Here is a 20530-nt window from a genome sequence, read left to right as displayed (position 1 = left end):
ATAAGGCATAGCTCAGGTTATGCCTTGGAGTGACCCGATGCCACATGATGAAATGAGTGCAACTGAAGGCGAGCATGTCGGTAAAGATCAACCGGACGAGCAGGCCACATCTGTTACCCATATCACCAACAATGTGCTGATCCAGCAGATGGATGTGTACCCTGGAAGTAAGCCAAGTGGTGATGAGAACATTCCTGAGCACGGTTTGATATCCGGTTATCCGCTCGCAGGGGCAGTAGATGAGTTGGCGCAGCATGCCAGCATGGATCTCGATGCTCGCCTGAATCGCTATTTCAAAGGCAAAGTGGTGCGCAAGGATCTGACCAAACAGCTCAAGGAAGGGGCCAATGTCCCCGTCTATGTCCTGGAATATTTGCTCGGGATGTATTGCGCCTCTGATGATGATGAGGTGGTGCGCGAAGGGTTAGAAAACGTCAAGAAGATCCTGGCCGAGAACTATGTGCGTCCCGACGAGGCAGAGAAGGTCAAGTCACTGATCCGTGAGCGTGGCAGCTTCAAGGTGATTGACAAGGTGGGGGTCAAACTCAATCAGAAAAAGGATGTCTACGAGGCGCAGCTCTCCAATCTAGGCATCAAGGATGCGGTGATCCCTGCCAATATCGTCAAGCAAAACGAGAAACTGCTGACTGGCGGGATCTGGTGCATCATCACCCTCAATTACTTCTATGAGGAAGGGCAGAAGATCTCGCCCTTCTCAATTTTTACCCTGAAGCCGATCCAGATGCCCTCCATGGATATGGAGGAGCTGTTCGCTGCGCGTGCTCATTTCAATACCGATCAGTGGCTGGATGTATTAATCCGCTCCATCGGCATGGAGCCGACCAACTTGCAGCAACGGGTTAAGTGGCATCTGCTGACCCGGATGATCCCCTTTGTTGAAAATAACTACAACGTCTGTGAGCTGGGGCCGAGGGGGACGGGTAAAAGCCATGTCTATAAGGAGTGTTCACCCAACTCCTTGTTGGTCTCTGGTGGGCAGACAACGGTAGCTAACCTGTTTTACAACATGAGTTCGCGCCAGGTTGGTCTGGTGGGCATGTGGGATGTGGTGGCTTTTGATGAGGTGGCGGGGATCACCTTCAAGGATAAAGACGGCGTACAGATCATGAAGGATTACATGGCCTCTGGGTCCTTCTCCCGTGGTCGTGATTCAATCGAGGCAAAAGCCTCGATGGTTTTTGTCGGTAACATCAACCAGAGTGTTGAGACCCTGGTCAAGACCAGCCATCTGCTGGCGCCGTTCCCTGAAGCGATGATCGATACGGCCTTCTTCGATCGCTTCCATGCCTATATTCCCGGCTGGGACATCCCCAAGATGAGGCCGGAGTTTTTCACCAATAGCTATGGTCTGATCACCGATTATCTCGCCGAGTATATGCGCGAGATGCGTAAGCGCAGTTTCTCCGACGCCATCGATCGTTACTTCAAGCTGGGCAACAACTTGAATCAGCGTGATGTGATCGCCGTTAGGCGTACTGTGTCTGGGCTGTTGAAGTTGCTCCATCCACATGGTGTGTTTGATAAAGAAGATGTGCGCCGCTGTTTGACTTATGCACTGGAACTGCGTCGGCGCATCAAGGAGCAGCTCAAGAAACTTGGTGGTATGGAGTTTTTTGATGTGCATTTCAGCTACCTCGATAATCAGACCTTGGAAGAGTTCTTTGTCAATGTGCCGGAACAAGGTGGCAGCCAGTTGATCCCGGAAGGATTGGGTAAGCCCGGGGTGGTGCATATGGTCACCAAGGGCGGGGCAGGGCAATTAGGCCTTTATCGTTTTGAAACCCAAATGACACCCGGTAATGGCAAGCATTCAACCTCAGGCCTGGGTTCTAATACGCCAGCGAAGGAGGCGATCCGGGTCGGTTTCGATTACTTCAAAGGCAACCTGAATCGGGTCAGCGCAACGGCCAAGTTCTCCGAGCATGAGTACCATTTGCATGTGGTCGAGCTACATAACTCCGGCCCCAGCACCAAAACCAGTCTGGCCGCGCTGGTGGCGTTTTGTTCCATTCTGATGGGCAAGCCGGTGCAGGAGCAGATGGTAGTGCTGGGTGACATGACGCTAGGCGGTGTGGTCAATCCGGTTGAGGATTTGGCTGGCAGTCTGCAACTGGCAATGGACAGTGGCGGAAAACGGGTATTGCTGCCGATGGCGTCAGCCTCGGATATTCCAACCGTACCGGCGGAGATCTTCTCCAAGTTTCAAATCAGCTTTTATGCTGATCCGGTAGATGCCGTCTACAAGGCATTAGGGGTTCAGTAGTCAGCCAAAAAAAGAAGTATCAGGTAGGGTGAGCTACATGCTCACCCTCTGCCTCAGATTCATATTTTCGTGGTTTGAACACTACTGCATTCCTGCCGGTAGACATCCAGATAGAGATATCCGTAGCTGGCTTTGGGATTAGCCAGACACACCCATTCCCCTTGCTGCAACGTCACCAATTTATCTTGGTCACTCAGTAGTTCTCCTTGTTGAAAGAGCTTGCTAAGGCGCTCAATAAAACTCGGTATAACGGTATCAATGTCGGTGAGCCATTGCTCGTCAGCATCGCCATAGACGCCGCAGCGATCCCAAAGCAGGGAAACCCTGCTTCGTTCAACAATTGCACGTGCGCCAAAACATGGTTGAACTTGGGTGTGTAATCCCCAACTCCCTATGGTTCCCCTTTTCTGTGTACTCCTAATGATGGTAAGTCGTTGTAGAGCTCACTGCTGGCTATACCTTCTTCCTCCATGAACGGGCCCCCCTGACCAGCGTGGTAGTTACAAATTCCCTCGTTCTGCCAGCGACACCACTCCCTCAGTACCGACGACCAGATGATCCAAAATCCGGATATCCACCAGTGCCAGGGCATCCTGTAAGCGCAGGGTGATCTCGATATCTGCCCGGCTGGGTTCCGGGTATCCCGACGGGTGGTTATGCACCAGCATCAGGGCGGCAGCATTGTGGTGCAGTGCTCGCTTGACGACATCGCGGGGGTAGACGGTCGCAGCGGACAGGGTGCCAAGGAAGAGCTCCTCGTAGGCCAGTATCCGGTGTTGGTTATCGAGGAACAGTGCCGCAAAAACTTCGCGATCCCGTGTTTGCAGCAGCCCTTGCAGGGCTTGCTGTGCCAAGTATTTATCGGTGAGAGCCGTGCCCTTGGCCAGTTTCTGCCGGGCAACGGCTTGGGCGATGGTGAGCAGGTCATCGTCGGTGACAAGGTCAGTCACCCGGTAGGTGCCGGGGGTCTCCCCGGCGATCAGTTTGTGATGCAACATGATTGTGCTCCATACGCCATCGCCCCACCGAGTGGGGTGCGGCAGGGTAGGCGAAGTAGTTGGTTAATGAGTTACTGAATGGGGTGTGACCGCAGGCTTGGTTGGCAGTTTTCAGGCTGCCAATGTGTGCGGGGTGTAGTCATGCAGCGGAATGTAGTAACTGGTGGCGAGCATGGTGCCGAACTGGGTTAGCCAGCGGTGATCCGGGTGATCGCACAGCCATTGCGCCAGTCTGTCACCCCGTTCGTTTTCATAGCGTAGGTAGAGGGCGTAACCGGCCACCGGCTGGCCTTGGTCATGCACTGCTTCAATCTGACCATTGTGCTCAAGATAAGCCTCCAGCTCGATGGCGATCACGGTGTTAATCATCCTTATTCTCCTGTTGCTGAATAGGGTCACTCTCTACCCGATAGCCGCGATGAATGCAGATTCGCTGCAGGTCGCTCAGAAAGTTGGCCAGCACGCGGGGCTGCTCGCTGAGCGGCACCGGCCCTGCTTGGCAATGCCAGAAACAACTTCGCTTGGGGTCAATGCAGATCTCATCGACCGGCTGGCTCATGGTGTGCCAGTCCTCGGCATTGGTGAGGGAGAGCAGTTGCCACTGCACCCCGGACCAACGCACTTGCAGGGTGACTGTGCGGGCTGGTGGGCTATCCGGTGTCAGGTGCAGCAGCCAACGCTGACCACTGCGAGTGGGGGTGAGCTTGGCGCTGGTGGCGACTCGTCCCAGCCACTGGCGTGAGTAGTGGGAGAGCGCTAATTCTTGGATCATCGTGACCTCCTAATCTCCTGCGACCGTGACGCTGAAGCATTCCAACCGGCAGTAGGCAATGAAGTTGCTTTGCCAGATGTCGAACAATTCCCGCGCTTCGGCCAGCCGCAGCGGTCCCCAGCCCAACATGGAGTGTTCCCCATCGAGGAAGTTGAAATCGAGCTCCTTGCCGAGCTCCGTATCTTGGCCCTGCCCCTGGTAGCTGAAGTCGGTGACGTAATCGAACAGCCAGCCATCGAGCCCACGGATCAGGCGGATCTCGACTGGGTGCACACCACTTTGTTCGACGCTGTAGCCGGGGTTACGAAAGTTGAAGGTCAGTTGGGTTAAGCGATCGATATTGAGCTCGGTTTTAGCGACTTCCTGGTCGAGCAGAACCAGCAATGCTTGGGCTACGGGCAGAGCAAAGCCGCCCCGGAAAAAGGGAATAGTCATGATGTACTCCTTGTAGGGGTTAATCTTGGCCGAACAGATCGCGCATTTTTCTGGCCGCACGGGCACGGATCTGGGTGTCAATAAAGGCGGTAATACTGGCGAGTGCCGCACTTAGCACCGCGATGTCATCGGTGAGCCCCATAGGCAGCACATCCGGGATCGCATCGATGGGCGAGATAAAGTAGGCCAACGCGCTGTAGATCAGCAGCTTGGCCCAGAGCGGCAGGTCATCCTTCTGGCTGGTGTAGTAGAGCAACAGGCAGGTTTCAATAAAGGGCCGACCGGCACGCTTGGCAAAGGCGCAGAGCTTGCGCCAAAAGCCTTGCTGGTCGAACGGCTCGCATTCGGGAGGAATACAGGGGGGCATAGTGTGTCTCCTTCACAGGTGGGTGAATGGCAGAAATGAAAAGAGGAGGCAAATGCCTCCTCTTGGATGGGAATGGATGTGATCTATTGGTCCCACATCAAGCAGTCAAACTCGGGCGTATTAGTGGCGGGCAGTACAGATGCGACCTCTTTGGTTGGCAGTGCGAGTTGCTTGCCGTCAGCCGTTAAAATGCGGATCGACTTGGCCTTGCGTAGCTTGCCCCACATGTCGAAGAAATTGTTCTCACCGACACGGGACTCGGTCTCATAGGGCGCATCGTATTGGCTGCCATCGACGATGATGGTGAAAGCCTGTCTAGCATAAGAGCCGTACTCCTTGCCCTGCACGGTAGCCGTCATGCTGACCTTGCGGGTGTCATTACAGGCGATATAGAGGTTGTTTTGCTCGTTGACCACCGCCGTGTATTCGCTGGTGCCCTGACCCCAGCCACTGCTCCAGCGTCCGGCCTCGCCATACGCAAAGGCGTTGCCGCACAGCAGCAGTGCTGTTGAGGTAATGAAGAGTTTTTTCATCCCTGTGACTCCTAAAGGCTCAAGGATTTAGATGAGCCATTAACGTGGTTATTTTTTGTAAAGCACGCTGAGTGAGTTATCCACCAAGTGCTTAACGATTTCATAGTCTGGATTGTAAGTGGCGAGATTATGTGCCGCGATAGTGACGGCAGATGCGATCCCGGCCAGACCAGTAATACCGCCAAAGATGCTGGCTCCTGCTGCTGCGATCCGGCCCTTGGTATAGACCCGACATGTCAGCCCGGCAGGTTCGATGGTGTTTTCAAGTTTTGTGACGGCGGCGCTCATTCTCCCCGATAGCCCCACGACTTCGAAAGATTTTCGTGCACGGATCAGTGTGGCCAGCTTGTCAGTACCCAGATCTTCATAAGTCAGTCTTTCCATGTTTTGTTTCCTTGGTTGTGTAGTGAAAGCGTCTTTTGGAGTCCAGCTGTTGCGAGGTGGTCACGATGGTTTACTGGCCGAGGGCCTAACATCTGTGTCAAATCAGCATCAATTGCTGTTGAATGGACCCATTAGGTCTTTAGTCTACCTTTTGAGTCCTTATCGTCAATGGGTCCATGGTCAACCATAGAGGTTGACTGGAGGACCCATGACAGATATCAACCTTGAGCTGTTAGCCAAGAGCGTTGGCAAGGCGATCAGCCACAAGCGTACTCAAGCCGGATTCACGCAAGAGCATGTGGCTGAACACCTCAATATCGGGATGGAGGCGGTCTCCCGGATGGAGCGGGGGATTGTGGTGCCGACCGTGGTGCGGCTGGCGGAGCTCGCTCAACTGTTTGGTTGTGAGTTGGCGGACTTTCTGCGCGAGACCAGTAATCGCCCGACCGAGCAGGGCATTGTGCTAAGCCAGCAACTGGCTCGCCTTGATGATGCTGACCGAACCCTGTTGCTGGAAACGGTAGAACGGTTGGTGGAGCGGTTGGCGCGTCACAGCTGATCACCCGCCATTTACTGGGGGAGGGGATGGGGTCCCTTTCCCCAATTTGTTGGTGAGCGGACTCCTTCTTGGTTGCGGCCTCTGCGGTGCGGCATGTGAGGTAGTCGCCTCCACACCAGCGTTACCATTAGCCGTTTCGTCGTTGTTGGCTTCGGGATAGAACTCCTCCAGCAGCATCGACACCTCTTCATCGATATCCTCAAATTGGCCATTGCGCAGCAGGTCGCGAGCGGCCTGCTCCATCTGGTCGATGGCGAGCCCTGCCTCTTGGTCACGCTGGGCGGCCTCGTGTGCCTGTCTGATTGCTTCGGTCAGGTTGGTCTCTTCCCGCAAGGTCAAATCCACGTAGTAGACTGGTGTGCGGTAGGACTGGGTGGTGCTTTTGGCTCGCAACCGCAGGGTGAGCGGCAAATAACGGGTGTGACCACCGCTCACGGCCTCCAGGTACTTGAGCCGTGCCGCCAAGGTTCGCACCGAGTTGTAGCCGGTGGTGCGGAAGATAAAGCTGCCCAGCTCATCCCCTTGCCCCTCCACAAACAAGTTCAGTCGCCCGTACAGCTTGCAACCCTGTTGGCCTGCAAAGGCGCAGCGCTCTGGTCCAGAGCAGCTGACCTCCTCTAGGCCTTGTGCCCCCACGCGTCTTGCCACCTCCCCATTCCCGACGCAGAGCGGCCTGCCGGTTTGCCGGTCAAACGCACTGTATTCCGCCCGTAGATTCAAGTCGCTGTCGTTGAACAGCACCCGCACCGGAATGGCGCGGATCTTGGTCTGCTCCTGCCCTTGGTTATTCTTTTGCGATGAGTAGTGTTGATGCAGGGGATGGAGCAACCATCCCCCCTTTTGCTGTATCTGGGTGGTGAGGGTGAAGCTGTCGTCCTTCTCCGGCACCCACTTATCCTGTTTTTGCACCAGCTTGCCGATGCAGATCCGCCCGATCACGGGCGGGGTGATCGCCAGTCCTTTGATCATGGTGTTTGCCTCAAGGGTTGAATGGTGAAACGGCGCACGCCGGGTACCGGTTTGACGTAACGGGTGAGCAGGTCGGGATGATCCTGACCGAGCTTATCCAGGTCCGGTGCTAGCCGGTCTTTACTGCGCTTCCAGGTGATCTTGCCATCGGCAAACAACCCGGCTGTCGCTTCACCCAAGGTGGCTTGCAGCCGCTGCTTGAGTTGCGACTCTTGCAGCTCGACGGCTTCCTTTTGCTGACGCAAGCGCAACAGATCCCCAAATAGTTGATTGAACTCGGGGGAATCGGAGAGATCCACCGTCTGGCCATCATCGCGGGGGAAGAGCCAGCTCAGAGCATTGGCAGCATCACTGGAGCCGTCAGGCTCGGGCTGCTGGTCTTGTTGCACCATTTGCCAGAACTGCGCTTCCCGCTCGGTGAGATCCTGGATCTTCTCTTCGTCACGCTCGATGCGGTAAATCCGAAAATCCTGGCCGCCGATCAGCACTGCTACCTCAGCCCAGGCATGGCCAGTGACGGCTAGTTGATGGAGTACCTGACACTGGTAAGCAACCGGCACCCCTTCTTCCCACTGGGGGGCGCTGTGATAGCTGGCGGTCTTGATCTCCAGAATGCCCGGCCCATCGGGATGGCCGACTACCTCTCGGTCGAGGTTGGCGAGCATGAAGGGTTGCTCGGGGTGTTGCAGTACCGCATTGACCCGACGCACCTTGTAGCCGGTGCGTTTGGCATAGACCTGCGCCAACACATGTTCCAGTTCGATGCCCCACAACACTGCTTCCTTGTGGGAGATATCCTCTGGTTCCTTGCGGCCGGTTTTTTCCAGCCATAGGCTGAGCGGGCATTTGTAGGGGGAGAGGCCTACAGCCACGGCGGCATCGGAGGAGCCAATGCCGAGTTTGCGGATAGCGAGCCACTGCTCGCGGGTTAACTGGTTAGTAGAGGATAGCCGCAGGGCTTGGCCGTATTTGGCTTTTGATTTCATGACTATTCCTTGTTGACGGCATAAATGGCGACGCCCGGATTGGCTTGCGCCAGCCCGGGTGAGGTCGTTATGCGGTTTGAATGGGGAAGCGGAATTACTGCAGCAGAGTGAGTGCCTGATTCAGGGCTTGGGATTTGAGTTGGGCGCCCTGACCAAACCAGGCGGAATCGAGCCGGTGATCCTGGCTGCGGGCACGGCGGTGGTGATCCACGTATTCAGTGACCGCATTGACCAGCCCCCAAGCGGTATTGCGGGAGCTCGCAAGTTCTGAGCCCATGCCTGCGCCTTGATAGAGCTCATGCAGCCGTTGTACCGGCTTGGTGAGAATGATGCTCTCCTCATCCAGCGGTTGCGCCAGCAAGTCGCTGAAAAAGCGTAGCGCCTCTTCAGGGGCGACTAGCCGTTGTGCCAGCGCTTTGGTCTGTGCCTTGAACTCATCCCAAAGGGAGAGCCCCAGTCCGAGCGACTCTTTGACGGTCGCCGCATCGAACTGAGTGGAGTGGGGCACCTTGATGGCACCAGTAGCGCCGCGCAGTGCCATCTGCAGGGTGTTGTTGCAAACCACCCGCAAAGAGGTGAACTGCGCCGTGGTGCAGAGTGTGCCGTCGTAACTGGTCGCCAGTAGCAGATAGGACTTTACCAAGTCATTGCCTTTGAGTTTTAGATCCTGGCCGGTCTTAGCCAGTGCCCACAGTTTGCGACCACCTTTGAGCGAGCCTGCTGTTTCCAACTCAAAGCCACCGGCTTCCACCAGATCTTGATAGAAGTGCAGCACCTCGTGAGGCTGTACCACGTTGTAGCGGCTTGAGACCACTGACAGAGGGGCAAGGGTATCGGAGCGATAAAGTACCTTGCTGTCGTTGTAGGGGCGGATATGTAGTGCATCGGAGGCGACGTTAAACATCACATCGCTCTGCTCGATGGTCCAATCCATCCCGGCTGCTTGCAGCCAGATATCGAGAGATTGCTGTGGGGGCAAGACATTGCCAAGGCCATGCCAAGGGGTTTGGCCAGTGTAGGCCATGGTGTCAATCAGGTGAGCCATATCTCCTCCAGGAATAGTGAAATGCAGACATTCAGCCTGCTAACTCATGGAGGTGATGTAGGTTTGAAAGTTTGTTGAATAGGATTTATTTGCTATTAAATTCTCATTATTTTAAGGGGCGTTACAGCATGATGGTGTTGTGCAATGAACTGCACTGGAGGGGTACGGAGAGGGGTGCGAGGCCAAAAACGACCAAGGGGTTGGCATCGTGATGATGCTAACCCCTTGTTTTATATGGCGCTCCCGACTGGAGTCGAACCAGTGGCCTGTCCCTTAGGAGGGGACCGCTCTATCCTGCTGAGCTACGGGAGCTGTGTGGCGGGCATTATACAAGAAGCAACTCCCTTTTAAACCCTTGATTCTTATTCCAATACTGCCAAATCCCCGTTCTGGATGTTAAACGGCGAATATTTGTTCTGGCTGCTGATGATGGCGCCATCGTCGAACACCTGCACCACTTCGAACAGGCCGTCGGCCGGGTTGCGCATCATGCGCGATTTGCCGTAGGGGTCGATGAAGTCGGCGTTGTGCTGGATGCGGAACTGATCGCCAAGCTTGATGCCGTTGCGCCGTCCCAGATTGATGTAGGGGCCGCGTTCGTTCTGGCCGACCACTCTTGCGGTGACCGGGGCGCAAGTGAGCTGGGCTACCAGATCCTGAGCCGCCTGTTGCAACTGGTAGTTGACCTCCTGGCCATAACTTGACTGCCAGAACTGGCCGCTGCTGCTGCCCACTTGCTCCCGCTTGCCAAAGGTCCAGGTGGCGCGCCCTTCGTAGACCTTGCGGTTGACCAGACTGCCGTTGATGCCGTCAAACAGGTAGAGCTGCATGCGAAAGTTACGTACGGGATCCTCATACCAGCTGGTCAGCTGGTTGCCTTGCGGCTCTATGGAGAGATCGTCGATGCTGCCGAGCACCAGATACTGGCTGTCGGTACGCAGGCTGAGCGCCTTGATCTCCTCGAGGGCGCTGCGATCTCCCTGTTGCAGATGGAGCGGATCGATGCGCAGGTTTTCATCCAGCCACTGGCGCACCGCGACCCCTTGCGGCGCATTGGCGAGAGTTTCGAATAGCCGGCGTGAGAGGTTTTCCGGCATGTCGTCCATGGCGCCATAGCTGGCCTGATCCGGATAGCGCATCCGCAGCCTCACCAGTGTCAAATCCTTGGCGAAGTGCTGGGTCTGGCAGATCTGGCGCTCGGCCTGAATGTCGGCCACCAGGGTGATGTACATGCGGCCGTTGCGCACCTCTTCCCGCTTGAGCCGGTACTGGCGAATATCGCCGCCGGAGCGGATCTGGATCTGCTCGGATCGAAGGCTGCCATTTTCCAGACGCTGGACGCTGGAAACGGCCGCGCCGCTGGCCAGCAGCGCCTGACGCAGGGCGTCGCGGGTCGCCTGCTCGCGGGCATAGACTTCATCGCCCCCCAGAATGGCGGCGCTGCCCTGCGCTTCGATAAGCTCTGCGCGGGCGCTCAGGCTGGCCAGCAGCAGGGTCAACAGCAGCGGTAATTTCATAGCAGATACCTTGAGTTGGCGGGCAGCCGAGCCATTTTGAGGAAATGGCGCCTGCTGGCCGACATGGATCACAACACGTTCCAAGTGGCAGCGCACGTTGGCGCTGACGATGACCATTAAAAGCAAGAATCATGCCTTATTCCCGGCTCAAGCTTTGTCCGGCGCGTCCGATAATAAGTCAGGTGCAGATACAGGAAAGGTATCCATGAACAAACTCATCACGGCGTTGGCGCTTGCCCTGGCATTGACCGGGTGTGGCTCCGACCCTATCAATCGGGATCAGGGTGACCCCCGCCAGGCGGCGCAGGGGATGGAGCTCAACTGGCTGGTGGCGCGCATGACCGATCAGCTGATGGAGCGCAAATCGCTGACCACTCTGACCGAACCCATCGCGGTGGCCTCTTTCGTCGATCTCGACACCCTGCAGGATACCAACTGGATGGGGCAGCAGATTGAGGAGAGCTTTATCTACGAGCTCAACCGCCGCGGCGAGGTGGTGGTGGACTTCAAGCTGACCGGCAGTATCAAGGTGACGCCGCAGGGGGACTTCGTGCTGAGCCGCAACTACAAGGAGCTCTCTTCCCGTTTGCCGATCTCCCGCATTCTGGTCGGCACCTTCAGCCGCAACAGCAAGGGGATCCTGGTCAACGCCCGTGTTATCGACATGCGCACCAAGATGGTGGAGACCACGGCCCAGAGCCTGATCCCGCAAAAATATCTGTTCGGTGCCAACAACTCGTTTGGTCGGGCATCGATCAATCGCGGTTATCTGATGCGTGACAGTCAGGCCCGGCCGGGCGGTCATCTGGTCAACCTGACCCCGTGAGGAGCGAGTAATGAAGATCCTGTTTGGTTGCCTGTTGGCACTCTTGCTCACCGGTTGCAGCTACAACCGGGTGGTGGATTACACCCAGGGTGGCAAGCCCGATGATTTTCCGGTGCTCAAGGCGGTGGGCTATGCGGTGATCGACATCCAGCCTGGCCCCTCCCAGTCGGAGAAGATGCTGCAAGCCATTCGCGCTTCCAAGATGGATGCTTATCGCGAGCTGGCAGAGCAGCTCAATGGTCAGCAGGTGCGCGGCCAGAGCAGCTATCGTGACCTGACCCAGACCTCCAACTCGCTTGATGTGTCGGTCGCCGGTGTGGTGCGTGGTGCCCGGGTGGTTGCCTCTTATCCGCGCGGCAATACCTATGCCACCGAGATGGAGCTCGATACCCGTGCCCTCTACAACATCAACCAGCTGATGGCCGGTCAGTTCTGAGTTGATGGGCTTACCGTGAAAATCGGCATCAAAACAAAAGGCGAGCAGGGTGCTCGCCTTTTGTCGTTGTGGGCTGGTTAGCTCCCCATCAGCACCGGCGGCACTGCGGTGGGTTTCACATCCTCGCTCGGGTAGCAGCCAAGCACCTTGATATAGCGGGTGATCTTGGTCAGCTCCACCAGTGCGGCCTGCATCGCCGGGGTTTGCAGGTTGGCGGAGACATCGAGGTAGAACATCTCTTCCCACGGGTTGCCCTGTACCGGACGGGATTCGAGCTTGGTCATGTTGATCTCGTGGTTGCGCAGCACCAGCAACGCCTCGACCAGCGAACCCGGCTTCTGGGAGGTGGACATTATGAGGGTGGTTTTGGCCGGGATCTGCGGTGCCACGTCGATTGGTTTGCGCGCCACCACGATGAAGCGGCTGTAGTTCTCTTTCTGGTTGGCAAGCTGCTCGGCCAGCACATCCAGACCATACAGTTCGCCACCGGCGGCGCTACCGATGGCGGCGGCCTCCGGGCTGGCCAGTTCTTTCACCTTCATCATGGCACTGGAGGAGGAGTCGCAGATCTCGTGACGCGCCCCTTCCAGCTTGCTCAGATAGTGGGAGCACTGCTGGAACACCTGCGGGTGGGCATAGAAGGTTTTGATGCGACTCAGCTCGGTCGGTACGGCGGTGAGGATACAGTGCTCGATGGGGTAGGTGAGCTCGCCGACGATGGAGAGGCTGGTATGCTGCATCACGTCATAGACTTCGTTGATGGAGCCCGAGCTGGTGTTCTCGATGGGCAGCACGCCGAAGGCGGCGCGGCCTGACTCCACCGCATCCAGCACTTCGCGGAAGTTCTGGCAGTTCACCTCGATCACCTGATCCTTGTAGCGCGCCAGATATTTGCGGGCGGCCAGGCTGGAGTAGGAACCGCGAGGTCCCAGATAGGCGACGCTGGTCATCGGCTCCTGCTGCTCCGGGTTGAGCAGGCTCTGCAGATAGGCCTGCTGGGAGAGCACAGAGTCTTCGATGATGGTGTGATAGATGCGGGTGATGTACTGGGCATCCAACCCCAGCACGCGCCCTTTCTGGATCAGGGCGACCAGCAGCTCCTGCTCCCGCTGGTGGTCACGAATGGGGCGCGGGTTGGCTTGCTTGGCACGGGCGACCTCGATGCTGAGGGTCTTGCGTTTCGCCAGCAGGGCAAGCAGCTCCTGATCCAACCGGGTGATGTCTTGTCTGATCTCGTCGAGCGTTGCCATGATTGTTCCCTATCCAAGTAATCGATTGATATTAATGCAAAAAAAAGCCTCCGCTAGGGGAGGCTCGATTCGTCTTTGCTTTCTGTTCACACGACGACAGGCCTTCCCTCAAGCGGGCCGGATAAACGAGAAAGCAAAGAAGAATGGTGCGTGCATAGGTGTGTCCTTGAAGTAACGTCATAACCATTAAGGGATTTGCCGGTCTGATGCAAGTAAAACTTGCCCGCAGGCGGGGATGGGGGCAGGGTATCCGGTTAAGAAAATGGCGTATGAGCGATGTTCTATTGACTCTGTTTTTATGACTGACACCCAGTGGGGGAGGTAAAGACGATGGCGATTATTTTCGATCTGGGACGGGTGGTGGTGAGCTGGGATCCGGTAGGCATAGTGCGTTCCGTGCGTGGTCCGCAAGGGGCCGAACAGTTGGCCGAGCTGCTCTTTAACCACCCGGATTGGCTGGAGGTAGACAGAGGCACCATGTCGCTCCACACCATGGCCCGGGAAGCGCAAGCGCGCACCGGCCTCTCGATGGCGGAGAATCTGGCCATTTTACAGGCAGTTCCCGCTTCCCTGCTGCCAGATCCCGCTATGCTAACCCTGATAGCCGAGCTGCACGGGGCGGGGCACACTCTGTATGCCCTCTCCAACATGGGTCATGCCAGCATCGACTGGTTGGAGCAGCATCAGGATTTCTGGCGCTTCTTCAGCGGCAAGGTGGTCTCGGCTCGGGTGCGGATGATGAAGCCGGAGCCGGATATCTACCGCTATCTGCTGGTGTCGTTCGATCTGAAACCGGCAGAGTGCATCTTCATCGATGACAGTCCTGCCAACATCGCGGCCGCCGAGGCCCTCGGTATCAGGGGGATCGTTTTTACCGACGCGGCGAGTTGCCGCCAGCAACTGGGTGAGCTGGGCTGTTTGCCCGCCACCGGCAGGGGATGATGCCCCTCTAGGAGCACTATGGAGCATGGCCGGTTTCGCAATTGGCTCAGTCACTATCCCGAGGCGACCCTGATCATCGCCTGCAAGGATGGCAGCGGTTATCAGCTCTGTGTTGAGGCAGAAGGGGAGTGCCTCTGCCTGACCGACAGTGAGGGAGGGCGCCTGACCTTCACCTCGCTGGATCAGGCGCAGGGTTTCTTGCGAGCCCATCGGGTTCACCAAGCAAGATTACGAATTTATGACGCCCAAAATGAAGATTTAGCAGCAGAATCACAGGAAATAATCATCAAGTTTTAATTTTAACCAGACTCTTTAAGGGTCTATTCAGTTTGTTTGCCGCACAATACTGCACCTGTTCATCATCCGGAGCTGTTTAATGGGTGCCAATGTAGTTGTACTGAATCAGGGATATGATCACTCTTTTCAAGCCAGGGAACAGCTGCTGATTGAGCGACTGGCAAGTTTTGACGAGCTGGTTGTCTCTTTTTCGGGACGGTTGGAATCCTGCTACAGCATCGAGCTGTGCCGCGCTGCCGGTGTGAAAATCCATGCAATTACCCTCGATAATCCGACCCGCAGTCGCAGCGAAGTGGCCCGAGCCCGTCGTTATTGCCAGCGTTATGGCATCGATCACTGGGTCATCAAGAGTGACGAGATCGTCTTTTGCGATCGACTGCCAAATATTGAAGGGCTGATCGACCCGGTTCGCCGCATTGGTGAGTATGTGCAGACTCGTCCTGAGTGGACTCATCTGCCGTTGCTGGTTCCGGCAGCGGTGGAGGAGCGTGATGATTATCTTGCCCAGTTCGGGTCTCTGCCTGCCAACTCAATCTGGTTTTTTGCCGACAACGGATTGATGCGCCGCGATTATCGTTACGGCTTCAACAAGCGTCAGCTCGGTCGTTGGGGCAAGGGGAGCAACGGTTGCCTCAGCAATCGCTTCACCAATCCACGGCAGCTTGAGCAGCGTTATCTGCGAATGGTGGATCAGGCCGAGCAGATGCTGGCCGACATGGGACTGGACGAGGCACAGGTCTTTTTCCATACCCTGTGCGACTGCTCCACCACCCTGGCCCGGGTGCGTCTGCCCGAGCATCAGCGTGCGCAGGCCTTTGATATGCAATCGGATATTCTGTCCGCCCTCAAGGGGAGCAAGTTCGATCTGGTGACCCTGGATATGGCACAGAAAGAGCGGCACGATCTCGCCATCTAGCCTGCGGGCAAGCGATGCGGGTACCAGAACGTGAGTGCTGTCATAGGCAAGGGGCGACGGGACTGTTTATACTGTCGCCCTTTCACCCGTTACCGAGCTTCGCCCTATGAAACCCTTCTCCCGTCTGCTGATTGCCCTGTGCCTCTCCCCCGTACTGGCGCAGGCTGCCCCTCTTTCTCAGGTGACGCTGCCCGATGGTCGGCAGGTTCAGCTCAACGACGACTTCACCTGGGAGTATCTGGTGGTCAAACCGGCCGAGTCCGTACAGGGCGTGGCTGCTGATGGGAAGGCTGGGGCCGTGGTGGCCGTCGCTGCTCCGGTGCTGACCGATCAGGCCAAGGCCAATCCGGACCTGCTTGCCCAGATGGCGCGCGATGGTGTGGTGGTCAAGCTCGACAAGATCGAGGAATCTGACCCGCTGGTGCTGACCTTTATGGTGAGCAATACCGGTACCCGCAATGTGGTCGGGGTGCGTGGCATGGTGACCCTGTTCAGTGCTGACGGAGTGCAGCTGAGCCGTCAGGAGGCCCGCTTCTGGGTTGCCGAGAACCGCCTGCCGGAGACCTATCTGCGCAAGGGGCAAGTCCGTCCGTCACTGGCCCTCGAGATCCCCCGTCCTGCCGGATTGACCGGTCAGCCGCTGGTGCGTGTCGAAATTGACGAGGTGGTCTTCCGCTGATTTGGCGTTGTTCCGGCCCATGCAAACCGTGTGGGCCGGCAACTTGTTGCCGCTGACACCCCCTGCAATATCTGCTTACATCTGACATGGTTCTGCAACAGCTTGCAGCTCGGCAAGTCGGGAACCTGATCGCACAATGACTCCATACCAGCTCGCTAGCAACGGGCCCAATCACATGGAGTTATTATCATGAAAAAAGCAACTGTCTCTCTTCTGGTTCTGGCCGGGTTTGCCTCTACTTCCGTCATGGCGCAGGATGCCTTCAGCTACGCCAAGGGTTCCGCCACCTGGGCTCACACCAAGTCCGACTATCTCAGCGGTACCTTCAGCAATGACAGCAAAGGAACCCGTGATTTTGGCGGTCTGAGCCTGGATCTCTCCAAGAGCTTCGGCTCCAATTTCTATGGTCGCGGCAGCACTGAATACACCTCTCGCAGCAACGGCAACGACAGCATGTCGATCTCCAGCATCGGTGTCGGTGTATTTACCCCGCTGAGCACGGGTCTGAACCTCTACGGTGAAACCGGTTTGACCGGCTACATGCTGGAGCGTGAACTTGCCAGCGATATCGCTAACAAAGGGTGGGATGCTGTTGCTCGCAAAGATAGCGGCAGCATGTACGGTGAAGTGGGTCTGCGCTACGACATCGGCAATGTCGAGCTCTCCACCGCTTATCGCTACGCCAACATGACCGACGATATGCACGACTTCAAGGTGGGCGGTGCCTACAAGCTCAACCAGAATTGGGCGCTGACTGCCGATTACACCTATCGCAACTGGGATCTGCAAAAAGGTTCCATCTCCAGCCTGGGTGTGAAGTACAGCTTCTAATCCTCCTTCCCGTAGTCCGTAGTGTCTTGATTTTTACCCATGGTGTTTGCCATGGGTTTTTTCTTTTTCCGGTGATCCCTTTTTTCTCCTTGTGTCGTATCAGTCGCAAATAATTATACAACTTTCATTTTTTTGTATAACTGCTATAACTGAATCAATGCTTATACAAGGAGCGTCATCATGTACAAGATTAAAGTCGGTATCAGTGCCTGCCTGCTGGGACAAGAGGTACGTTTCGATGGGGGCCACAAGCGCTCCAGCTTCTGTGAACGGGATCTTGGCGCTCACTTTGACTATCACCCCGTCTGTCCCGAGATGGCCATCGGTCTAGGGGCGCCTCGCGCCGCCATCCGGCTGGTCAAGCGCAACGGCGAGATCCGTGCCGAGGCGAGCAACGGTAGCTTCGATGTCACCGAAAAGCTGATCGCCTTCAGCGAGCAGAAGGCACGTCAGCTCGACTTTATCTCCGGTTATATCCTCTGCGCCAAATCCCCCAGCTGTGGTATGGAGCGGGTCAAAGTCTATGGCGCCAACAACGAGGGGAGCGCCAAGGAGGGGATTGGCCTCTTTGCCAAGGCCTTGATGGAGGCCAACCCCCTGCTGCCGGTAGAGGAAGATGGCCGCCTGTGCGACCCGATCCTGCGCGAGAATTTCGTGCTGCGGGTCTTCGCCTACCACGACTGGCAGCAACTCTGCGCCCGCGGCATTACCGCCTCTGCGCTGATCCGCTTCCACTCTCGCTACAAGTATCTGGTGCTCTCCCATGCCACCACCCACTACCGCATCCTCGGCAAGCTGCTCGGCAATCTGGGCAAGTCCACCAATTTGCAGGAGGTGGCCGACAACTACATCAAGGGATTGATGACGGCGCTGACCCTGCGGGCCAACCGTCGCAGCCACACCAATGTGCTGATGCACCTGCAGGGCTACTTCAAGCGGGTGCTGACCCCGGCCCAGAAGCAGGAGCTTGCCGATACCATCGACAAGTACCGCACTGGCATCTTCCCCTTGCTGGTGCCGCTCACCCTGATCCGCCACTACCTGCGCGAGTACCCCAATCCCTATCTCGCCGAGCAGGTTTATCTCAATCCGCACCCCGATACGCTCAAATTGCGTTACGGGCTCTGAATCCGTTCTGTTGCCCCGGCGCATGGTTGGCGCCGGGGAGCCTTACCCCTCTGTTTGATGGACGTTGTCATGTCTGATTTATCGCAAGAAGTTGCTCCTCTCGCTGATGAGGGGATCTACCCCATTCGCGAGGTCTCCCGGCTCACCGGCGTCAACGCCGTGACCCTGCGTGCCTGGCAGCGCCGCTACGGTCTGGTGCAACCGGCCCGCACCGAAAAGGGCCACCGCCTCTACAGCGAGCAGGATATCCGCCAGATCGGCGAGATCCTGAGCTGGCTGGAGCGGGGAGTGAGTATCGGGCAGGTGAAGGGGCTCTTGAGCGAACCCCATTCCGCGCCGGTGAGCGATCACTGGCAGCAAACTCTGGAGCAGTTCAGTCAGGCGCTGCTCGCCTTCAACCAGCGCAAGGCGGAGGCCGAGCTCAACGATCTGCTGGCGAGCTACCCGTTCGAGCTGGTGCGCAGCCGGGTACTGCAACCGCTGGTGGAGCGGCTGCTGGGGCTGTGGCGCGAGCGGCCCGATGGCGAGCTGCTGCAACAGGTGTGGCTGGGCTGGCTCCATACCCGCTTCGCCCGCCACCTGATCGAGCAGGAGAAGGGCGTGCCGATCACGCTGGCGAGCTGGGGACAGGTCGGTCCCCTCGATCTGGTGTGGGCCGCCTACGAGCTGATCGGTCAGGGCTATGAGGTGCAACTGCTGGGGGCGGTTGAGCCGCGCCATGCCAGCCTGTTGGAAGGACGTGCGGCCACTCCCTGGCTGGTGCTGCTGGGGGCCGGGCTTGGCAAACAGGAGCTGGCCGCCGGGTGGCCCGCAGGCACACGCCTGTTTGGCGAACTGGGGCGCCTCTACGACGATAAGTGGCTTAAAGCCCATGGCTGGCAGGCGAGCCTTGCCGAGCTGATGGCGGATGCCCCAGATGCTGATGGCACCAGCGGACGCGGGAGGAAAAAGTCATGAAACTGGTCTGGTTTCGCAATGATCTTCGCCTTGCCGACAACCCCGCGCTGCGCCATGCCTGCGCCGGTGATGAGCCGGTGGCCGCGCTCTTTATCATCTCCCCCACCCAGTGGCGGCAGCACAAAATGGCACCCGTCCGTCAGCGCTTTATGTTGGCGCAGGTCGATGTGTTGGGCCGCGAGCTGGCGGCGCTTGGCATCCCGCTCCATCTGTTGCGAGTGGAGACCTTTGCCGAGGCGCCCGCTGCGTTGTCAGACCTCTGCCGCGAGCTGGGGGTGACCCAGCTCTATGCCAATCAGGCTATCGAGATCGATGAGCAGCGCCGCGATCACGCCGTCAGCGCCGCACTGGCAGAGCAGGCAGTGAGCTGTCACTGGCTCAACGGCTGTTGCGTATTGCCACCGGGGCGGGTGCTGACCGGCTCGGGGGAGATGTTCAAGGTGTTCACCCCCTTCAGCCGAGCCTGGCTCAAGGCCCTCGATGAAGAGGGGTTTGTCATTCATCGCGCCCCAGCGCCCCGTGGCGAGTCGTTGCCGTGGCAGCCGCTGGCCGAGCGGGCGTGGGTTGATGAGGCGCTCGGCGAGCTGACGGCGGATTCCCGCTGGCCTGTGGGCGAGGTGGAAGCTCTGCGTCGTTTGAACATTTTTCTGGAGCAGGCGGTGCTCGACTATGGCGAGACCCGGGATTTTCCTGCCATCGCGGGCACCTCTGTGCTTTCCCCCTATCTGGCGGCGGGCATCATCAGTCCTCGTCAGTGTGTGGCGGCGCTTCAGCAGCGGCTTGGCTATCGGCCCCAGTCCAAGGCTCAGCCCGGCTTTGTCTGGCTCAACGAACTTATCTGGCGCGAGTTCTATCGCCACCTACTGGTGCTGATCCCGACTCTTTCCATGAATCTCCCCTTCAAGCCCGAGACGGCGGCCTTGCCTTGGAGCTGGGACCCGGATGCCTTCGCCGCCTGGTGCGAGGGCCGTACCGGCTACCCCATCGTTGATGCAGCGATGCGCTGTCTCAACACCACCGGTTGGATGCACAACCGGCTGCGAATGATAGTGGCGAGCTTTCTCACCAAGGATCTCCATATCCACTGGCGGCTCGGGGAGGATTACTTCATGAGTCGGCTCATCGACGGGGATCTGGCGGCCAACAACGGCGGCTGGCAGTGGGCAGCGGGGACCGGCGCCGATGCGGCCCCCTACTTTCGGGTCTTCAACCCCACCACTCAGGGGCAACGATTTGATCCACAAGGGGAGTTTATCCGTACCTGGGTAACTGAACTGGCCGATATTCCTGCCGCTTATGTGCATCAGCCCCACGACTGGCTGCGACTCAAGGGGCGACAGGATTATCCGGCACCCATGGTGGATCACGCCGTTGCCCGGGTGAGAGCCATCGAGATGTTTCGCTCTCTGGAGAAATAGG

At 57.6% G+C, this 20530-nt stretch carries 25 protein-coding genes, 1 tRNA gene and 1 other annotated feature; of the genes, 12 read left to right on the top strand and 14 right to left on the bottom strand.

The features are described 5' to 3' along the window. Positions 1-52: 52 nt before the first annotated feature. Complete coding sequence (brxL, locus tag AB5Z05_RS05920) at positions 53-2284, top strand: protease Lon-related BREX system protein BrxL (RefSeq protein ID WP_368150496.1); 2232 nt, start codon at positions 53-55, stop codon at positions 2282-2284. 59 nt (positions 2285-2343) lie between these two features. On the opposite strand, the gene AB5Z05_RS05915 is transcribed toward brxL, so the two are convergent. From AB5Z05_RS05915 to AB5Z05_RS05880, 8 genes are all read right to left on the bottom strand, one after another. After that, complete coding sequence (locus AB5Z05_RS05915) at positions 2344-2679, bottom strand: type IV toxin-antitoxin system YeeU family antitoxin (RefSeq protein ID WP_368150765.1); 336 nt, start codon at positions 2677-2679, stop codon at positions 2344-2346. Positions 2680-2784: 105 nt separating this feature from the next. Continuing rightward, positions 2785-3282, bottom strand: coding sequence for a DNA repair protein RadC (radC, locus tag AB5Z05_RS05910; RefSeq protein WP_316941449.1), 498 nt, complete (start codon positions 3280-3282; stop codon positions 2785-2787). Between the two features lie 111 nt (positions 3283-3393). Further along, on the bottom strand, positions 3394-3651 hold the full coding sequence (locus tag AB5Z05_RS05905) for a hypothetical protein (RefSeq protein ID WP_368150494.1): 258 nt from the start codon (positions 3649-3651) through the stop codon (positions 3394-3396). Next, positions 3644-4054, bottom strand: coding sequence for a hypothetical protein (locus AB5Z05_RS05900; RefSeq protein WP_368150492.1), 411 nt, complete (start codon positions 4052-4054; stop codon positions 3644-3646). The genes AB5Z05_RS05905 and AB5Z05_RS05900 overlap by 8 nt, the downstream gene beginning before the upstream one ends. A 9-nt stretch (positions 4055-4063) precedes the next feature. Further along, positions 4064-4489, bottom strand: a complete 426-nt coding sequence (locus tag AB5Z05_RS05895; protein ID WP_368150490.1) for a DUF2787 domain-containing protein — start codon at positions 4487-4489, stop codon at positions 4064-4066. Positions 4490-4508: 19 nt separating this feature from the next. Beyond that, on the bottom strand, positions 4509-4856 hold the full coding sequence (locus AB5Z05_RS05890; protein WP_011705009.1) for a YkvA family protein: 348 nt from the start codon (positions 4854-4856) through the stop codon (positions 4509-4511). 83 nt (positions 4857-4939) lie between these two features. Then, positions 4940-5389 carry a hypothetical protein gene (locus tag AB5Z05_RS05885; RefSeq protein WP_368150488.1) on the bottom strand — a complete coding sequence of 150 codons (450 nt, stop codon included), beginning with the start codon at positions 5387-5389 and terminating at the stop codon, positions 4940-4942. A 48-nt stretch (positions 5390-5437) separates the two neighbouring features. Next, positions 5438-5773 carry a hypothetical protein gene (locus AB5Z05_RS05880; RefSeq protein ID WP_368150486.1) on the bottom strand — a complete coding sequence of 112 codons (336 nt, stop codon included), beginning with the start codon at positions 5771-5773 and terminating at the stop codon, positions 5438-5440. Between the two features lie 208 nt (positions 5774-5981). On the opposite strand from AB5Z05_RS05880, the gene AB5Z05_RS05875 reads away from it, so the two are divergent. Continuing rightward, entirely contained in the window at positions 5982-6332 is a 351-nt protein-coding gene (locus tag AB5Z05_RS05875; protein ID WP_368150484.1) for a helix-turn-helix domain-containing protein, read from the top strand. Here AB5Z05_RS05875 and AB5Z05_RS05870 read toward each other — a convergent pair whose 3' ends face one another. The 5 genes from AB5Z05_RS05870 to AB5Z05_RS05850 form a co-directional block, all read right to left on the bottom strand. Continuing rightward, positions 6333-7301 (bottom strand): hypothetical protein, encoded by a 969-nt coding sequence (locus tag AB5Z05_RS05870; protein WP_368150482.1) that lies wholly within the window; start codon positions 7299-7301, stop codon positions 6333-6335. It lies immediately after the preceding gene. Next, positions 7298-8287 carry a YqaJ viral recombinase family protein gene (locus AB5Z05_RS05865; RefSeq protein ID WP_368150480.1) on the bottom strand — a complete coding sequence of 330 codons (990 nt, stop codon included), beginning with the start codon at positions 8285-8287 and terminating at the stop codon, positions 7298-7300. Before AB5Z05_RS05865 ends, AB5Z05_RS05870 begins: the two co-directional genes overlap by 4 nt. Before the next feature lie 94 nt (positions 8288-8381). Then, positions 8382-9332, bottom strand: coding sequence for a DUF932 domain-containing protein (locus AB5Z05_RS05860; protein ID WP_368150478.1), 951 nt, complete (start codon positions 9330-9332; stop codon positions 8382-8384). 235 nt (positions 9333-9567) lie between these two features. Beyond that, positions 9568-9644: transfer RNA gene (locus AB5Z05_RS05855), tRNA-Arg, on the bottom strand. A 50-nt stretch (positions 9645-9694) separates the two neighbouring features. Next, positions 9695-10849: a flagellar assembly protein FlgT gene (locus tag AB5Z05_RS05850; RefSeq protein WP_368150476.1), complete on the bottom strand. Its 1155-nt coding sequence runs from the start codon at positions 10847-10849 to the stop codon at positions 9695-9697. A gap of 205 nt (positions 10850-11054) precedes the next feature. Between AB5Z05_RS05850 and AB5Z05_RS05845 the strand changes: the two genes are divergently transcribed. Then, positions 11055-11675: a FlgO family outer membrane protein gene (locus tag AB5Z05_RS05845; protein ID WP_005338718.1), complete on the top strand. Its 621-nt coding sequence runs from the start codon at positions 11055-11057 to the stop codon at positions 11673-11675. A gap of 10 nt (positions 11676-11685) precedes the next feature. Then, complete coding sequence (locus AB5Z05_RS05840) at positions 11686-12111, top strand: LPP20 family lipoprotein (protein WP_005349622.1); 426 nt, start codon at positions 11686-11688, stop codon at positions 12109-12111. A gap of 77 nt (positions 12112-12188) precedes the next feature. Here AB5Z05_RS05840 and pheA read toward each other — a convergent pair whose 3' ends face one another. Continuing rightward, the gene (pheA, locus tag AB5Z05_RS05835; RefSeq protein WP_021230338.1) at positions 12189-13361 is read right to left on the bottom strand and encodes a prephenate dehydratase; all 1173 of its coding nucleotides are present in this window, start codon (positions 13359-13361) and stop codon (positions 12189-12191) included. Between the two features lie 38 nt (positions 13362-13399). Next, positions 13400-13521: a sequence feature (Phe leader region), on the bottom strand. Positions 13522-13691: 170 nt separating this feature from the next. Between pheA and AB5Z05_RS05830 the strand changes: the two genes are divergently transcribed. The 8 genes from AB5Z05_RS05830 to phrB all read left to right on the top strand — a co-directional run bounded on the left by AB5Z05_RS05830 (position 13692) and on the right by phrB (position 20529). Further along, entirely contained in the window at positions 13692-14303 is a 612-nt protein-coding gene (locus tag AB5Z05_RS05830; RefSeq protein ID WP_263084492.1) for an HAD family phosphatase, read from the top strand. An 18-nt stretch (positions 14304-14321) separates the two neighbouring features. Further along, on the top strand, positions 14322-14600 hold the full coding sequence (locus AB5Z05_RS05825; RefSeq protein ID WP_005338699.1) for a DUF6482 family protein: 279 nt from the start codon (positions 14322-14324) through the stop codon (positions 14598-14600). A gap of 79 nt (positions 14601-14679) precedes the next feature. Beyond that, complete coding sequence (locus AB5Z05_RS05820; protein ID WP_042080710.1) at positions 14680-15516, top strand: hypothetical protein; 837 nt, start codon at positions 14680-14682, stop codon at positions 15514-15516. A 106-nt stretch (positions 15517-15622) separates the two neighbouring features. Further along, positions 15623-16195, top strand: a complete 573-nt coding sequence (locus AB5Z05_RS05815; RefSeq protein ID WP_368150473.1) for a DUF3157 family protein — start codon at positions 15623-15625, stop codon at positions 16193-16195. Positions 16196-16384: 189 nt separating this feature from the next. Further along, positions 16385-17026 carry an outer membrane beta-barrel protein gene (locus tag AB5Z05_RS05810; RefSeq protein WP_108611962.1) on the top strand — a complete coding sequence of 214 codons (642 nt, stop codon included), beginning with the start codon at positions 16385-16387 and terminating at the stop codon, positions 17024-17026. A gap of 180 nt (positions 17027-17206) precedes the next feature. Then, positions 17207-18154: a DUF523 and DUF1722 domain-containing protein gene (locus tag AB5Z05_RS05805; RefSeq protein WP_005338692.1), complete on the top strand. Its 948-nt coding sequence runs from the start codon at positions 17207-17209 to the stop codon at positions 18152-18154. A gap of 69 nt (positions 18155-18223) precedes the next feature. Continuing rightward, on the top strand, positions 18224-19111 hold the full coding sequence (locus AB5Z05_RS05800) for a MerR family transcriptional regulator (RefSeq protein WP_368150471.1): 888 nt from the start codon (positions 18224-18226) through the stop codon (positions 19109-19111). Next, complete coding sequence (gene phrB / locus AB5Z05_RS05795) at positions 19108-20529, top strand: deoxyribodipyrimidine photo-lyase (RefSeq protein ID WP_368150469.1); 1422 nt, start codon at positions 19108-19110, stop codon at positions 20527-20529. The genes AB5Z05_RS05800 and phrB overlap by 4 nt, the downstream gene beginning before the upstream one ends. Position 20530 lies beyond the last annotated feature (1 nt).

The organism is Aeromonas sp. R2-4 (assembly GCF_040908365.1).
In the GTDB taxonomy this organism is placed as follows: Bacteria; Pseudomonadota; Gammaproteobacteria; order Enterobacterales; family Aeromonadaceae; genus Aeromonas; species Aeromonas veronii.
Note: the sequence above shows the minus strand (reverse complement) of the source record. Positions and strands in the feature narration are given on the sequence as shown.

Bases quoted from the DNA above. Each gene is read 5' to 3' on its own strand.
- AB5Z05_RS05805 (WP_005338692.1), top strand. From the start codon at position 17,207: ATGTACAAGATTAAAGTCGGTATCAGTGCCTGCCTGCTGGGACAAGAG.
- AB5Z05_RS05830 (WP_263084492.1), top strand. From the start codon at position 13,692: ATGGCGATTATTTTCGATCTGGGACGGGTGGTGGTGAGCTGGGATCCG.
- AB5Z05_RS05860 (WP_368150478.1), bottom strand. From the start codon at position 9,332: ATGGCTCACCTGATTGACACCATGGCCTACACTGGCCAAACCCCTTGG.
- AB5Z05_RS05885 (WP_368150488.1), bottom strand. From the start codon at position 5,389: ATGAAAAAACTCTTCATTACCTCAACAGCACTGCTGCTGTGCGGCAAC.
- radC (WP_316941449.1), bottom strand. From the start codon at position 3,282: ATGTTGCATCACAAACTGATCGCCGGGGAGACCCCCGGCACCTACCGG.
- AB5Z05_RS05845 (WP_005338718.1), top strand. From the start codon at position 11,055: ATGAACAAACTCATCACGGCGTTGGCGCTTGCCCTGGCATTGACCGGG.
- AB5Z05_RS05865 (WP_368150480.1), bottom strand. From the start codon at position 8,287: ATGAAATCAAAAGCCAAATACGGCCAAGCCCTGCGGCTATCCTCTACT.
- phrB (WP_368150469.1), top strand. From the start codon at position 19,108: ATGAAACTGGTCTGGTTTCGCAATGATCTTCGCCTTGCCGACAACCCC.
- AB5Z05_RS05905 (WP_368150494.1), bottom strand. From the start codon at position 3,651: ATGATTAACACCGTGATCGCCATCGAGCTGGAGGCTTATCTTGAGCAC.
- AB5Z05_RS05870 (WP_368150482.1), bottom strand. From the start codon at position 7,301: ATGATCAAAGGACTGGCGATCACCCCGCCCGTGATCGGGCGGATCTGC.
- AB5Z05_RS05820 (WP_042080710.1), top strand. From the start codon at position 14,680: ATGGGTGCCAATGTAGTTGTACTGAATCAGGGATATGATCACTCTTTT.
- brxL (WP_368150496.1), top strand. From the start codon at position 53: ATGAGTGCAACTGAAGGCGAGCATGTCGGTAAAGATCAACCGGACGAG.
- AB5Z05_RS05815 (WP_368150473.1), top strand. From the start codon at position 15,623: ATGAAACCCTTCTCCCGTCTGCTGATTGCCCTGTGCCTCTCCCCCGTA.
- AB5Z05_RS05840 (WP_005349622.1), top strand. From the start codon at position 11,686: ATGAAGATCCTGTTTGGTTGCCTGTTGGCACTCTTGCTCACCGGTTGC.
- AB5Z05_RS05895 (WP_368150490.1), bottom strand. From the start codon at position 4,489: ATGACTATTCCCTTTTTCCGGGGCGGCTTTGCTCTGCCCGTAGCCCAA.
- AB5Z05_RS05810 (WP_108611962.1), top strand. From the start codon at position 16,385: ATGAAAAAAGCAACTGTCTCTCTTCTGGTTCTGGCCGGGTTTGCCTCT.
- AB5Z05_RS05880 (WP_368150486.1), bottom strand. From the start codon at position 5,773: ATGGAAAGACTGACTTATGAAGATCTGGGTACTGACAAGCTGGCCACA.
- pheA (WP_021230338.1), bottom strand. From the start codon at position 13,361: ATGGCAACGCTCGACGAGATCAGACAAGACATCACCCGGTTGGATCAG.
- AB5Z05_RS05890 (WP_011705009.1), bottom strand. From the start codon at position 4,856: ATGCCCCCCTGTATTCCTCCCGAATGCGAGCCGTTCGACCAGCAAGGC.
- AB5Z05_RS05800 (WP_368150471.1), top strand. From the start codon at position 18,224: ATGTCTGATTTATCGCAAGAAGTTGCTCCTCTCGCTGATGAGGGGATC.
- AB5Z05_RS05825 (WP_005338699.1), top strand. From the start codon at position 14,322: ATGGAGCATGGCCGGTTTCGCAATTGGCTCAGTCACTATCCCGAGGCG.
- AB5Z05_RS05850 (WP_368150476.1), bottom strand. From the start codon at position 10,849: ATGAAATTACCGCTGCTGTTGACCCTGCTGCTGGCCAGCCTGAGCGCC.
- AB5Z05_RS05875 (WP_368150484.1), top strand. From the start codon at position 5,982: ATGACAGATATCAACCTTGAGCTGTTAGCCAAGAGCGTTGGCAAGGCG.
- AB5Z05_RS05900 (WP_368150492.1), bottom strand. From the start codon at position 4,054: ATGATCCAAGAATTAGCGCTCTCCCACTACTCACGCCAGTGGCTGGGA.